This is a genomic window from Tolypothrix campylonemoides VB511288_2 (assembly GCF_045999855.1).
GTDB classification, from domain to species: domain Bacteria; phylum Cyanobacteriota; class Cyanobacteriia; order Cyanobacteriales; family Nostocaceae; genus Scytonema; species Scytonema bouteillei_A.
Map to the genome: position 1 here is coordinate 1 of NZ_JBFPMW010000016.1, position 14,671 is coordinate 14,671.

Annotated in this window: 12 protein-coding genes and 1 riboswitch; of the genes, 4 read left to right on the forward strand and 8 right to left on the reverse strand. The window is 42.6% G+C overall.

Annotated features, from left to right (window positions below; translation table 11 throughout):
* Together AB0756_RS34085 and AB0756_RS34090 are read left to right on the forward strand one after the other, a co-directional pair.
* A partial coding sequence (locus AB0756_RS34085; protein WP_408104036.1) for a hypothetical protein occupies nucleotides 1–221 on the forward strand: 221 nt, incomplete at its 5' end.
* A 1-nt stretch (nucleotide 222) separates the two neighbouring features.
* Nucleotides 223–3,816 (forward strand): two-partner secretion domain-containing protein, encoded by a 3,594-nt coding sequence (locus tag AB0756_RS34090; RefSeq protein WP_050045480.1) that lies wholly within the window; start codon nucleotides 223–225, stop codon nucleotides 3,814–3,816.
* Between the two features lie 139 nt (nucleotides 3,817–3,955).
* Here AB0756_RS34090 and AB0756_RS34095 read toward each other — a convergent pair whose 3' ends face one another.
* The 5 genes from AB0756_RS34095 to AB0756_RS34115 form a co-directional block, all read right to left on the reverse strand.
* The gene (locus tag AB0756_RS34095; RefSeq protein WP_237266042.1) at nucleotides 3,956–4,213 is read right to left on the reverse strand and encodes a hypothetical protein; all 258 of its coding nucleotides are present in this window, start codon (nucleotides 4,211–4,213) and stop codon (nucleotides 3,956–3,958) included.
* A 157-nt stretch (nucleotides 4,214–4,370) separates the two neighbouring features.
* Nucleotides 4,371–5,654, reverse strand: a complete 1,284-nt coding sequence (locus tag AB0756_RS34100; RefSeq protein WP_038076532.1) for a glycosyltransferase — start codon at nucleotides 5,652–5,654, stop codon at nucleotides 4,371–4,373.
* A gap of 160 nt (nucleotides 5,655–5,814) precedes the next feature.
* Nucleotides 5,815–6,039: riboswitch (cyclic di-AMP (ydaO/yuaA leader) on the reverse strand.
* Nucleotides 6,040–6,499: 460 nt separating this feature from the next.
* Entirely contained in the window at nucleotides 6,500–8,950 is a 2,451-nt protein-coding gene (locus tag AB0756_RS34105) for a glycoside hydrolase family 31 protein (protein WP_038076533.1), read from the reverse strand.
* A 683-nt stretch (nucleotides 8,951–9,633) separates the two neighbouring features.
* Nucleotides 9,634–9,831, reverse strand: a complete 198-nt coding sequence (locus tag AB0756_RS34110; RefSeq protein WP_237266043.1) for a DUF2795 domain-containing protein — start codon at nucleotides 9,829–9,831, stop codon at nucleotides 9,634–9,636.
* 351 nt (nucleotides 9,832–10,182) lie between these two features.
* On the reverse strand, nucleotides 10,183–10,617 hold the full coding sequence (locus AB0756_RS34115) for a response regulator (protein ID WP_038076537.1): 435 nt from the start codon (nucleotides 10,615–10,617) through the stop codon (nucleotides 10,183–10,185).
* Between the two features lie 232 nt (nucleotides 10,618–10,849).
* On the opposite strand from AB0756_RS34115, the gene AB0756_RS34120 reads away from it, so the two are divergent.
* A complete protein-coding gene (locus AB0756_RS34120; protein WP_038076539.1) occupies nucleotides 10,850–11,467 on the forward strand; it encodes a nucleotidyltransferase domain-containing protein in 618 nt (205 codons plus the stop codon).
* Nucleotides 11,468–11,744: 277 nt separating this feature from the next.
* Here AB0756_RS34120 and AB0756_RS34125 read toward each other — a convergent pair whose 3' ends face one another.
* The 3 genes from AB0756_RS34125 to AB0756_RS34135 are packed head-to-tail and all read right to left on the reverse strand — an operon-like array spanning nucleotide 11,745 to nucleotide 13,201.
* Nucleotides 11,745–12,509, reverse strand: a complete 765-nt coding sequence (locus AB0756_RS34125; protein ID WP_050045478.1) for a GUN4 domain-containing protein — start codon at nucleotides 12,507–12,509, stop codon at nucleotides 11,745–11,747.
* Nucleotides 12,510–12,547: 38 nt separating this feature from the next.
* Nucleotides 12,548–12,895 carry a GIY-YIG nuclease family protein gene (locus AB0756_RS34130; RefSeq protein WP_038076542.1) on the reverse strand — a complete coding sequence of 116 codons (348 nt, stop codon included), beginning with the start codon at nucleotides 12,893–12,895 and terminating at the stop codon, nucleotides 12,548–12,550.
* A 3-nt stretch (nucleotides 12,896–12,898) separates the two neighbouring features.
* Nucleotides 12,899–13,201 (reverse strand): helix-turn-helix domain-containing protein, encoded by a 303-nt coding sequence (locus tag AB0756_RS34135; RefSeq protein ID WP_038076552.1) that lies wholly within the window; start codon nucleotides 13,199–13,201, stop codon nucleotides 12,899–12,901.
* A gap of 171 nt (nucleotides 13,202–13,372) precedes the next feature.
* Between AB0756_RS34135 and AB0756_RS34140 the strand changes: the two genes are divergently transcribed.
* Nucleotides 13,373–14,530, forward strand: coding sequence for a hypothetical protein (locus AB0756_RS34140; protein ID WP_063779470.1), 1,158 nt, complete (start codon nucleotides 13,373–13,375; stop codon nucleotides 14,528–14,530).
* Nucleotides 14,531–14,671: the final 141 nt, after the last annotated feature.

Genomic DNA, 14,671 nt, shown 5'->3' on the forward strand with positions numbered 1-14,671 from the left:
CGGTGGAGGTGATCCAGTTACAGAACTGCTCCCATACGTTGGCGCTTTGGCGCTGTTGTAAGGTTGCTGTCATGTTTCTATATATTGCGATGACTTTAATAAATCGGGCAATTGCTTACCCTACTGATAATTTACATTTCTTTACTTTGCTTGGCAATATGGTTAAGTTTAGTAAAGTTTATATCATTTATTATTTCTACTTATTAGAGGGCAAAGCCTAAAATGATGGGGCGATGGATAATTGGTTGGAAACTTACTGGAAAAGGCAGAGGGCAGGAGGCAGGAGGCAGAAGGAATGGTTCCTGCCCTCTGCCTACTGCCTTCTTGAACTTGGGAATTTGGTTAGTCCTAGAAGGCATAATTGCTGTCTTTGCAAATTCCACTCTTGCTCAAGAACTCAGACCTTTAGCTGATAATACCTTGGGTGAAGAGAATTCTGTAGTCACACCTGTAAACGCACAAGTTGACCGAATTGACGGTGGAGCAATTCGCGGAACTAATTTGTTTCACAGTTTTTCGCAATTCAACATCGGTGAAGGACGAGAGGTCTATTTTGCTAACCCATCTCAAGTTCAAAACATTTTGAGTCGCGTCACGGGGGCGGATGCATCTCAACTTTTGGGAAAACTGAGTGTTTTAGGTAATGCTAATCTGTTTCTTATCAATCCCAATGGCATTATATTTGGTAAAAATGCCAGTTTGGACATCCGTGGTTCATTTCTAGCAAGTACGGCAAGTCAAATCAAATTTGCTGATGCTTTTGAGTTTACTACAAACGCACTTCAAACAAAACCACTCTTGACTGTTAGCGTTCCTACTGGTCTGCAATTCGGGGGGAAGGTTGGGAGTATCCAAAATCAATCTACAGTAACCAATAGCAATGGGACTGCTGTTGGTCTTCAAGTTCAACCAGAAAGAACATTGGCACTTGTTGGTGGATTCATAGCGTTGGATGGCGGTTCGGTACAAGCAGCAAATGGTCGGATTGAGTTGGCGGCGGTTGCGGAACGGGGAACGGTGGGACTATCAGTGAGTGGTAGCGATCTTTCCTTGGATATTCCACCAACTGTGGAGAGAGCAGATATATCTCTTATCAATGCAAAGATAGATGTGAGCGATCGCAGTCGGGGTAGTATAGAGATGATTGCGAAAAACATAAATATTTCGGGTGAAAGCCTCATTTCTGCTGGTATTGGGGAAAATTTGACAGCAACGGGCTTGTCTTCGGGAAATATTACCCTGAATGCAACAGATTTAATTGGCATCAACTACCCAAGCCGGGTCGTAAATGTTGTTTCTGAAAATGCGATTGGTAATGCAGGCGATATTAATATCAATGCGGGTACAATAAAAATCAACAATCGAGCGAGTGATTCAACACCGGAGTCTGGCTCATCCATTCCTGCGGCGTTGAACACGGGTTCGTTAGGAACTGGGCGTGCTGGAAACGTATCACTGTTCGCTACGGGCTCAATGGAGTTACTCGGACAAGATACTAACTCCTTGGATGAAGTCATTTCCACTTATAACTATCTTGGCAAGCAGATAGGAGGTGGAGATATTAGGCTTGAAGCAAATCGTGTCTATTTAAATAACGCCTATCTAAATGCTACTGGTGGCTACGGAGGACTTATCTCAGTTGTGGGCAAAGATTCGGTGTCAATAACTGAAAACAGTTTCCTCAATGGTGGTACTGGTTCGGGGGATGCTAAAGACATTACAGTCGAGTCGAACGGGATCGTCACTATCGATCGCAGCTGGCTTGGTAATAACGTTGGCGGCGAACAATCCGGTAATGCAGGTAATATCAAGATTGCTGGCCAAGCGGTTTATATAATCAAGGGGTCTTTGTTAGAGACGAGATCCGAAGCGAATGGTGGTAACTCTGGTAACATTCAGATCGATGCCACGGGAAGAGTAGAAATATCAGGTATCGATCCAACGCATGGTGGTTCAGGCGATCGCACGCCAAACGCTCCCAACAGCTTGCTGAGTGTGATTGCTGACTCAGATACCAGAGGAAATCCAGGTGATATTACTATTAAAGCAGGAGAAATTTACATAACCAATCGTAATATAAATGGTGGTGTTTTTCCAGCCTTAAATGCTGGTAGCAGTGCAGACAGACCGTCTGGAAAAGTTTCGCTTTCTGCCACAACTGGCTCTATAGCTTTAATAGGGCAGGATAAACTCTTTCCCGATGCTATCATCTCTACCTACGGTCTTCAAACATCATCTGGTGGTGGAGACATTTCTCTAACAGCCAAGGGCTCTATTTTTTTGCAGTCTGCGTATGTTGTCAGTGCAAGAGCAAATGGCGGAAATATATCGCTTATTGGAAATGATGCGGTCTCTATAACTGAAAATAGCTTTCTGAATGCTGGAACCACTCAAGGCAATTCTGGTTCCATCACAATCCAATCTAATGGTCCTGTGATTATCCAACGGAGTCTCGTTGGTAACAATGTTGGTTTGAGCGAGCGATCGGGTAATGTAGGTAACACCAAAATCAGTGGGAAATCTGTTTCCATAATTGATGGGTCACTCATAGAAGCTAGCTCGGAAAGGAGTGGTGGCAACTCTGGTAGTATTGATATCGATGCTGTAGAAACAGTCGAAATATCGGGCATCGATCCATTGCATGACCCTAACGTTGACAGTAGCGATTTTACCAAAATTTTTCCGTATACTGTTGTAACAGCAACTAGTAATTACGAATCAATCGGTCAGGCAGGTAATATTAATATTACAGCTCGTACATTACGGGTATCAAATGGGGCAAGTATAAGAGCACAAAGTCAAAACGCCCGTAACAGTGGGAATATTAATATTGATGCCAAGATTGTTGAACTCACAAGTGGCGGACAACTGCTAACTAATGCTGCAGGTAGTGGCAATGCTGGTAACATTAGCATAAAAAACAGCGATCGCATCCTGATTTCAGGGAGTAACTCTAACTACGATGCAGTCTTTGAGCAAATAAAACAAACTTATAACAACAGTTATCCTCAGATTGTACTGGGTGCTGGTGTTTCACCCACAGATGGTTACAAGTATATACTTGGTTACGCTGGTCCTAACAGTGGGATATTTGCCAGTACAGAATTAACTGATGGTGGCAACATTACATTAAATGTAGGGAAAGTTTTGCAACTACGCCATAACGGGCAAATCTCTGCCAAAGCCGGAGAAAGAGGCAAAGGAGGTAACATTACTATTAATGCATCTAATGGTTTTATTGTAGCTGTCTTAAAAGAAAATAGCGATATCATCGCCCAAGCCGTCGAAGGTAGTGGGGGTCGTATTACAATTAACGCTGCGGGTATTTATGGATTGGAAAATCGTACCCAGTTGTCATCGGATGATACCATCAGTGAAATTAACGCCAGCTCGGAGTTTGGCACAGACGGCTCCGTAGAACTGAACACTTTTGAATTTGAGCCAAATATTGATTCAGTTAACCTACCAACAGTACCTGTTGATACTCAAATATCCCAAAACTGCAATCATTCAAATCTGACTCAAAGTAAATTCACTATAACTGGACGTGGTGGCTTACCTCCCAATCCCAATGAAAATCTCACTTCTGATGCAGTATTGGTGAATTGGATAACGCCTGCATCTAGTGAAACAAACAACTCCAACTTACACGGTATGACTGTATCAAAAACTACTATACAACAGAGCGTTACAGAAGCAACTGGGTGGACAGTCAATCAAAAGGGAGAGATTTTTCTAACAGCTCGCCCAGCCTCAGTCACGTCTCACAGTCCTTGGTCAGCACCAATCCTTTGCAGTTCTGGAATTTCCAAATAAAAACTTACCTCACAGCGCATTCATCTATGCAAATTACAGTAGTTTTCACCTAAATGAACCACAGTAGTAAGGGCGCAAGACCGCCGCGCCCTTACTACTGTGGTTTATTTACCTTGAAAATGGCTGTAAAACTATGCTTTTATGCTTGCAATGCGACCTCACTTTCTACCGATTCTGAGGAAATACGAGTAGGAACTGCTTCTATCTCCACTCGCACCCATTCGGAGTAGACATCTTCCAAAAATCTGCTGCGATCGGGGCTTTCGTTAGCAATCTCTCTTACTTTGAGAGTCGTTACATAAACTCCTTGTACGACTTCATGACCGTACCCAACAACTTGACCAATTAGCCCGGTCACTTGATGGCGTGCATAGTCACCAATCTCTAACATTGTCATAACTCCTTGACTAGATAGACGGAACGGTTTGTTTTTTACGTTTGCTACAGAATATTGACAATTGGTTGAACGGGGATCGCTTGAGGCGGTGAAATGATTGCAACTTCCTTGATAGAGCGATGGAAGAATGCGAATTCAAGCCTTCGCCGACCGCTTGTCAAGCCACAACCTGAGGTTTTCTCTCTTGTTCTTGTGTGGTGACAACTTCTGGTAACAAATGAGTGTAAAGATGAGTTAATCTGGAGGCAACACTTTGCCAGCTGAAAGCAATTTCTACACGCTGTCTACCTGCTTCACCAAGGCGATCCCGCCATTCTGGATTGATTAGAATGCGGTCAATAGCTAAGGCAAAAGCATCTTCATCCTTGGGAGGAGCAAGCAATCCTGTTACCTCAGGTACTACTGTAAATCGCAAACCACCAACATCACTGGCAACAACTGGAGTTCGGCTCGCCATCGCTTCAATGGCAACCAAACCAAAAGGTTCGTAGTGACTGGGGACAACACACACATCAGCCGCTGCATAGTATAAAGGCAGAACAGCCTCATCTAGACGACCTGGAAAGGCTGTGTAATTCTCCAGTCCAAGTTCAGACACAATACCAGAGATGCGATCGCGCTCGATTCCATCACTATAACCGGGACGACTGCCACCTCCAATAATTAATTGTAGGTTAGCGACAGAGTGCAAACTTGACTTTGCAAAAGCTCTCACAAGTGTCTCAATACCCTTGCGTTTATCAAAGCGACCAACGTAGAGTACAACCTTTGCATCAGGAGCAATACCCAATGTTTGACGTGCTTGAGAGCGTTCAACCGAGCCAAATTTCTCAATATCGGTACCGCAAGGAATAACTTCTATGCGTCCAAGAGAAGAAACTAGCTTTCGCATATGTTCCTGTTCTTGGGGGCTAGTCGCAACAACTCGATCGACACACTCCAGACAATTTTTTTCTACAGCTAGTCTGATACTAGCTATTGCTGGTACGTCAGAAACAGTGCTGTATTTCACTGCTCCTAATGAATGGTATGTATGCACTTGAATCAATGGTTGCCGCTTTTTTAGTTCCATACCCACCCAAGAAGACAACCAATAGTGAGTGTGAACCAGAGAATACTGAAAACCTTGATTTTGCTGGAATGATTGAAACTCTGCGATAAATTCAGGTAGATAATCTAGCAGGCTATCCCGACCTATAAACTCTATCGGACCAGCTTTTAGCCGAATTGTTCGACAGTTAGTTCCATGTTGGATAATAGCTGCTTGCTCGGGACTGCTGAGGCGAGTGAACATATCCACCTGCCAACCTTTTTGAGCTAGTGCGTAACCTATCTGACGGACATACACGTTTTGTCCACCAGCCTCTTCTTGTCCTATTTCTGCAGCAGGATCTCCATCCACAGAAATCAAAGCGATACGATGCTTTTTTGTCAGTAGCATAGTTAAACTTCACCACATGGCAATCTTTCCTGCCTCAGATATCTGAGTGGAGGTAATATGACCCCTTACCCAAAGCTAAGGGCAGGTACAACGAAGCGCACAGATACCAGCCAAGGATACCGACGAGAACAAGGCATTACTTGTTAAGAATGCTGTTCGCTCAGTCTCCTCTCAATGCCGACGAAGTTAGCTGACGGGCTAGGACTGAGAGATGTCCCTCTTTAACAAGGATGAAATATAAAGTTTAAAGGATGATGTGAGAAAAAGGACCTCTTATTTATCCTTTATACTTAAGTCTCTATCCTTTTTAAAGATTAGCCCCAACGGTGGTTCCTCCGCTTCAAGTTTACCTACGGGAACACTGTGTCTAAGGCAAACCAAGAATTAGGCAGACCGAATCTATATTGTTAAGAATTTAACGCGTAACCTTCACATAAGTCAACCTTCTTCAAGGAAGACTTCTTTTAGCAACAAGCATTGCTACTCTCCATTACGTTTTACTGCGAGTTGTGTAATTCTGAACGTAACCGTTTAACAAAGCCAGCTTGGTCTAACAAGTTATGGATAAACAATTATGAAGTACGACCTCCATCCAACATATATCCTTCATCGAAATAAATTTCAAATGCTTAACATAAGTTATCATAATTATATGAATTTTCTTTAAAGAAAATTATATGCATTACTTTTTTATCTGAATATTTTGTTGCAAATATTAAATCAATTTTATGTCTAGCGAGAGATGACAAAATATCATTTTCTTTTTTTAATTTTTCGGCTAGTTGGGTGGGCAATGCCCACCGATATCGAATAGTTTGGGAGCATGAGGGCTCACGTCCCAATCCCTAGCCTTGGATGCGAACCTGATGGAAGCGATCGCTGACATCACCCCCCTCTAAGTTTGGGAACTCCAATATCTGTCCGGTGCAAGTCACCTCTTCTCCATCAACCCACACTTGTTGCAGTTTGATTCCATGTACGTGTAGGCTCATCGATTTATAGGGGAAAGGATATTTCCCTTCTTCTGTCCAAGTGATTTCCAGACCGTTCTCGGAACGTGTCATCCCAAACTTATCTACTCTTGATTCTCCATAGCCATCACCTGCATCAGTGTAGAGAACGGTTTCACGGCTGTCTTCTTCTACAGGAGGGTAAATATGGAGAATTAATTGCTTTTTCTCCTCCATTGGTAAAATACTTCCAGCCAAAACGAACAGGGGAATTTGTTCTAGCGGTGCTTCGATTGTGATTTGTTGGGAACCTTCTAAAGCTGTATCATCCCAAAAATTATACCAGAAACCTTTAGGTAAAATCACTTGTCGCGATCGCGCTCCTTCTTGTACGATCGGACAAACAAGTAACGCCTCACCCAACAAGAAAGCATCTTCCACAGACCAGAGTTCGGGTTCATCCGTTGCAGACCAGAAAAGAGGACGCACGGGAGGATAACCTTTTTGTGTTGCTTCCCAAGACAAGGTATAGAAATAGGGAAGCAATCGGTAACGGAGTTCTAAATATTGCCGAATGATACTTAAATAAGGTTCTCCATAAGTCCAAGGCGTGCGGTGTTCCACATTATTAGAAGAGTGGGTGCGGTAAAACGTAAAAAAGGTTGCCATTTGGAACCACCGCAAGTAAAGCTCAGCACTAGGATTTCCCTGAAAACCACCGATATCGGGACCGCTATAAGGAATGCCAGAAAGCCCCAAACCTACGACTGTTGCTATAGTTGTACGCAACGCAATCCAGGTACACTCTACATCACCCGTCCAAGTCCAAGCGTAGCGCTGAAGACCAGCCCAGCCCGCACGGGAAACAATAAAAGGGCGTTGCTGGGGATGGTATTGGCACAAACTTTCATATGCTGCTTTTGCCTGTAGTAACCCGTAGACATTGTGTGCTTCGCGATGATCCCCGCCCCTACCTTCCATATAATGTTGCGTTACTTTGGGAAGCGAGCGATCGCCCCAAGCAATAAAAGCAGCCGGTTCATTCATATCGTGCCAGAAACCGGCGACACCCACATCCAGCAGATACTGATATTGCCGACTCCACCATGCACGAACTTTGGGGTTAGTAAAATCTGGAAATACACACCACCCAGGCCAAACAGGTGCAACAACAAGTTTTCCGTTAGGGAGTTTGCAAAAGCCGTCCAGTATTTGACCTTCTAAAAATAAATTACTGTGACGGCTGTACTTAATACCGGGATTGAGAATAGCAATAAATTGCACCCCAAGTTCTTTGAGTTCTTGTGTAAAACTTCCTAATTTAGGAAAGCGATCGGGATCGATCGTAAAAGCTCTGTTGCCAACTTGACAATCGATATCCAAATGAATCGCACTTAAAGGCAAATTGCGTTCTTGAAATGCTCGGGCTTCTTCTCGGATTTTTTCTTCTGTACGGTATCCCCATTTAGATTGGTGATACCCCAAAGCCCACAAGGGAGGTAAAGCAGCACGCCCTGTTAACTCTGTGTAGCGTTCTAAAAGTTGAGCGGGTGTACCATAAGTAAAGTAGTAACGCAGCGATCCCCCTTCAAAATTAGCAACAGCAGTTTCCCCAAAGGTAAAATAAGCGTCAAAAGAATTTTCATAAAAGATGAGATAACTGCCAGAGGAATGCAAACTCAAATACACGGGAATACACAGATACATTGGATCTGAACCGGGACCATACATACCTGCAGCATCATAGTTCCACATCCGGTATGTTTTTGGTTGTTGCTTCTCATCTTTGGCAGCACGTAAGTTAAGAGAAGAAAATCGTTCCCCAAGACCGTATATTTGTTCTTCTTGTCGCAATTGTGCTTGATGCAACCATCCTTCATTTTTACAAGAAGGGGCAAATTCTTCACGTAATATTTGTCCTGAGGAATCACAAAACTTTAAACTACCATCTTCTTTGACAATAACTTTTAGCTTGGCACTAGAGATGGAGACACCGTTTTCTATTTCTTCTACGTGAGTTTTCACATCCTGCCAATCTTTGCGGGCAATGCCATAAGGAATAGGTGGTATACCAGGTTTCCAATCGACTCGAATTAACTCTTCAGTCAGAAAAGAAATTTGTAATTCTGCAAGTTCAAAATAGAAATTAGCACCTTTTTCTGTAAGTTCGGTATGAGTCAGTTTTCCAGGCTTATTAAAACCTTTTTCTGTAGAATACTTGAAAAATTTGCGTTCTATGTTATCTCTCAAGCGAGAATAAAGAAGTGCATGAGGCGTGTACTTGAAGTAAAAGAGAGAACCCCAAAAGAACTTTAGCTTTAGTTGAATTTCTTTAAGCCTATTCATAATATAATATGTGTAATTGGTTAGTTGTTAGATTATTGCGATCCTGCTAAAGTCTCAAGCACAAACCAGATAATAACTACTGGTGTAAGTTCCATAGATAAGGAATTTTGTCATTCTTCTTAGGTTCTGAATTAAAAATTTAAAGATAACAAGAATTCTTTGTCAGAAGTATCTACTTGAGGAGGGAAATGAAAATAAAAGGCTTAGGGTGTATAGCCGAGGCAGCGCTTTGCCGAGAGCAGTAAGTTGCGGGGTTTCCCCCCGTTTAGGCGACTGCTCTGAGTTCCCCCCGTTGTTCGCCTCTACGGTGGTGTACACATCTTTAGAGATCTCCCTAAAACTCCCAATAAATTGGGAGACTTGAACAATTTTCCCCCTTAAAAAGGGGGGCTAGGGGGGATCGAAACTGTCAAAAGGGATTTTAGGAGACTTGTGTGTAAACCGTAGGTTGTTCGCCTAGGTCTCCACTCCTGAGATAGCGCCTACCGTCGGTGAATTCTACTCTAAGGGCAATATAGTAAATTTGGGATGCTCCCAATAAAAACTTCAAAAGATTGATAGCCTTCTCAGTTCTTTCCTCTGCGATCTAGCGTCTGTTGCGGATTAAAAGTATTTTATTTAACAGCAGAAGCCAATAGTACGCAGAGGAAAAAGATAAGGGATGACTGCCTGATTTTATCAAGCTATGCCATCATGCCCATTGCTTGGCTCACATCCGTAGCTGTTTCGTATTGCTGATTTGGTAAATGCCTTAAAGCCCGAAGGACTCTTTCATCAACACCTTTCTCCTCAGCATAAAAAATTAAGTCTTTCTTACTGACCGGATATTGAACTTCATTCAAGTTTTTCTGTAGCTGTACGCGGTTTACTCTAAACATCATGACAACCTCCTACAAATGGACTGGGACTCACACTACTTTTTCCGATGGTGCAAAAAATGCTCTTGCACTCAGTTTATAAATTCACAATCTATTCTGAAGCGGTAAAAGACGATTGTGAAAATATCAACTGTTCATCAGACCAGCTTGGTGTTGAGCTTCACTCGTTAATTAAGGTACAAATTTTAGATAATATGAACTTCCTGCTATTGGAGGAAAAAAATCAAAATTTTGACTGAAAATTTTTCCTAACATCCACCTGAGGAGAGAAATTATTATTTGAATGTTTTGATGAAGTTCGATATGGCTGTCTTCCGTTAAGCTTCGCTTATCGCTTTCAGAATATACACTCGATTAGTGCGGATTCTGAGATAGTAACGACACAACTTCCCTTAAAATTTCTTCAAAACCCCGTACAGACATAGGCTTGACAAAATATAAGTTAATGCCAACGGCTGTAAAGCGATCCGCATTATCTGTATCCGTAGAACTGCTCATAACAACAATCGGTAAATCCTTAAAATCATTTTGTTCCCTAATCCACGTTACTAGCTCTAACCCTCCCATACGAGGCATTCTTGTATCTGTTAAAATAATGTTTGGAAATGGGTAAATCTCTCTATTTGCATAAGAACCTTCACCGAGCAAATAGCTCACAGCCTCGTTCCCGTTTGTCACGTTTTTTAGGATCATCTGTAAGTTGGTTCTTACAGCAGCACGTTGAATAAAAAGTAAATCATCAGGGCTATCCTCAACCACCAGAACAATAGGTAACTTGGTATCACTCATTTCTATAAGTGGAATAATCTAAAAAATTATACAAAATTCTAAAGTCATGAGGCTAACTGATTTCTACCCCGGTTATATAGCAATCCTATTTGAGATCTAAACAGAAGACAAGGAAGAGGTGTTTGTAAATCATTTAGGACAGCGATCGCTTATCGCAGAAGGCTTAAGCTTGGTCGATCGTGCTTCACATCAGTGGTAAGATTTACCAAGTTCCAACTACGTGAATCAAAAAATGGACGATCTTTTATCAAGACTTATTATAGATTTGCAGGAAAAATACAAGCCACATACCATCATTCTTTATGGTTCGCGTGCTAGAAAGGATTGTACTCCTTCAAGTGATATTGATGTTGTTTGCTTTGTAGATGGTGCTACACCAATTCAGGATGCGCGTGAGTTTGAAGGACTTTATCTTGATGCATGGGTATATGGTTCCGATGCAATGTCAGCCTCTAGTGATGAGTTATTACGGATTGCAGATGGCTATTGTCTCTACGATTCACAAGGGCATGGAGAAGCTTTTTTAAAACAGTTACAGCAGCGTATTGAGCAAGGTCCAAAGCCACTTTCTTCTTCTGAAAGACAGCACACAAAGCAGTGGGTGGACAAAATGCTGGAGCGAGCGAAGAGTTCAGACGTTGAGTCTTTATATCGGCGCTATTGGCTTGCTATTGATTTATTACAGATATACTTCGAGTTACGCGGACAATGGTATTTCGGACCAAAGAAAAGCTTAATATGGCTAAGAGAACATGATTCTACTGGTCATCATCTTTTTTCACAGGTTTACGAGCGCGGTATTAGATTTGACGATCTTGGTAAGTTGTCTGAATACGTTACAAATACTTAGAAAATAATTGTTGTTAACTCAACAAACACTGTTGACTGGGTATAGGTGAGAGCTTGTGAGTGCGATAAAGAAGCGATTACAGCGCTTACTGCCGTATCGTGTAGTGGCATCTTCGAGCATCGCACCTCCAGATAAAATTTAGTAGGAAAGGCATCAATTAAAGCATTTTGTAGTTTTCTTAATTGCTGACTTGATAGCTCCATATTTTATAATAAGAGTTAAGTACAGGATTCAGTCAATATTGAGATATAAGGATATTGAATCCAACCCATGACAACTACCAGTCTTTCTGAGAAAGGAGAAATACGTATGCATCTCTTCTATCCCACCAGAAACCCGCAACACCCCAACCCAAGCCACCGAGCCTGACAGCAGTAGCGGGTAAATGCCCAACCGGGGATGAAAGATGAAAGGTCAATTCATGCACTTGCAACCACTTCTGATGCACCCGCCATCCAACAAGATTGCCAAATGCTTCATAAATCTTATCATCAGGTTTTATCTTTCCACCTACATTTTGCCAAATCTGTTGTTGAATGCTAAACCCAAAGCGATCCTTGGAAGCTTCTACCCAAAGCCGGTCTATAGCACGTAAATCTTGCTGTGGAAAGTTTTGTATGGATGTTACATCCAGCCAACCCTCTTGTTCTCGATTTGCTAGTTGGAGCATAATCTTTAGTGTTTCTCGGTCAGCTTCTTCCCATCTTTGAGCCACTAAAAGTTCTTGGAGTGTTATAGTTAACGTTAATTTTGTTTCCTCTTGTCCGAGATCCTCTTTAGAAAACATCTGCGAGCGCGAATTTGTAACACTTGTCCTATTTTGGCTGACATCTAATTTCTGGAGATCTCCACTGCTGTTTTCTGATTTTCTTGCTTGTTGAAGCTGGTGTGTTTCCTGGTTTAACACAGTTAAAATGCGATCGCTTTTATAGGTGGCGATCGCAGAGGAGCCTCGCTGTTTCCGTTGAAACCGCAGTCGGATGAGAAGGAATACTGTGACAAATATTACAATAATACTGAAAACAAGCCAATTGATTGACATGGAAGGGCGATTAGGTGTGCCATACAACCCCTCCAATTTTAGCGACAGAGCGATAAATCGCTGCTTCTTCTGAAGATGGCTCTGATTTGGTGCGCTTTCTGGTTCTTAAAATACTCAATCAATCTAGTTTCCGCTTTTCTCAATAATATTTCATCATTTATCTCTATCCAAGCAAGTCTAAGGTTCTTAAGTTTCTCTAACTCTTGTTGCTTGTGATGTTGCAACCACCTTTGTGACAAGTTTATCGAACTGCCAATATAAAGAACTTCACTGTGTTGAGATAGCACGAAATAGACAGCAGAGCATTCTGGAAATGCTTTACTCCACTCAATTGGTAATGACGGTAGCTGCTTCGGATCGATTTTATTAAACGCAATCAAATCCATAAACTAACTCTCCTTGCCCTCCTTTGGAACAACTTCAAACAACTCACCCATTCCACACCCAAAAAAATCACATAAAACTGCTAAAGTATCGGCATCATAGCGCTTTGCAATGTTCTCGCACAGTCCTCGAATAGCTGCATTTGTAAGTCCTGTTGCCTGAGCCAATGCAGATCTCGTCATGCCTTGAGCATCAATTAAATCTTGCAAGCGGCAACGAATTTTTACTTTAGACTGCTGCACGGCTCTTCTTTCGTCTCTTTTTGTAAATTTGGGCGGAACGGGAGGGTTCATTAGTACTGCTGTCATACAAAAATCCTTCGTTCCTATTGTCGATTACTAATTGAGCATTTTTTTCGATTAATAGTTAAACTGTTTTAGCGATTAATCGGTAAAATAAAAGAAATGACAAAGGCGATCGCGCAGATTCATAAAGAATTTTTGCAATCGCCTTCCAAAAACATATAACTATTACTTATCATGCCACAACTTCAAGCTCTTGCACCGAACGAACAGATTCTTGCTCAACGAGAACTTAACCAATATATCGAAGCCCAAGCTAACGCTATAGCGCCGGAAACCCCCGAAAATTCTTTCGGTAACCTTGCTCTTGCCAGCCAAAACATCCTGACCCACGCCATGATGCTTGCCCAACAGAAAGATCACTTATCCAAAAGTGAGTATAAAAAGCGGCTATTGCAGCACGGCTGGAAGAATGAAGACCGCAAGTACTTAAAAGTGGCGATCGCGTTCGGGCACTTTGCAAGCCAAGATTTAGCAAAAATCGAGCCAGCTACTCTCTTCCGTTTGGCTAACAATCCCAAAAAGTACCAAAGCGTTATCGACCAACTGCGTTCTTTAACAGAAATTAACCAATCTGCCGTGCGGGACCTCATTGCCCAACAGCAACAACCCAGAGAACCAAAGCAAGAACAAGCAAGCATCTGGCGGCGGACGAAGAATGGGGGACGGTATTGCCAAATTCCACCCATTCACGAGGAGGGCGAACAGACTGGTACTACCTTGCAAAAAATGATGGATGAGGAGGGGTTGACGGCACAGCGTATTGTGGCTGAGGCTATAGCATTGCGGCAGGCTTACAAGGAAGGTCGATTGGTGTTGGTAGAAAGCTCCTCCTCACCGAGTGAAGAAGAAGTTTGGGTTAGGGACTCAAACGCGGATACAGATACTGAGAGGACTGAAGAAACAACGGAGGGTGAATGGACTTTCGAGCCTGCACCGGAAAAAGATGATTGTATGGAAGACGATGATGCTGTTGTTAAATCCAAACCAGAGCACTACACTCAATCTCCTGTTGAGTTGTTAATTGAGACGTTTCAGAATGCTACAACTTGGGAGGAAATCAGAATGGCTGTAGCCGTTCGCGAAGACTGCAAGCAAGAGGCATGGCAGGTGCTGACACCTGTTGAGAAGAAGCGAGTCAGAGCGTTAATGCCGATTGAAGTGAAGAAATTAAAAGAGGCGAAGAAGGCTGGCTTGATTGTTGATTTTCAAGAACTCAGAGAAGGTGTTTACCAGGTCCGGAGAATAGGAAATGTGTTGGGTGAAGTTGTAAGTGCATCGAGGTTGGATACTTTTTTGGCACAGTTACGGGGAGGCGGGCAAAGTTTTGCCTGAGGTGGAATGGTTTTGGATGAGTGCGATAAGCCGGATACGGCTTGCGCCGAAGCGATAAGCACTATGAACGACTTGCGCCAAGGGCGATCGCTCTGAACCCCAAAAGCGATAAGCTGAGTACAGCTTGCGCTGCGCGATCGA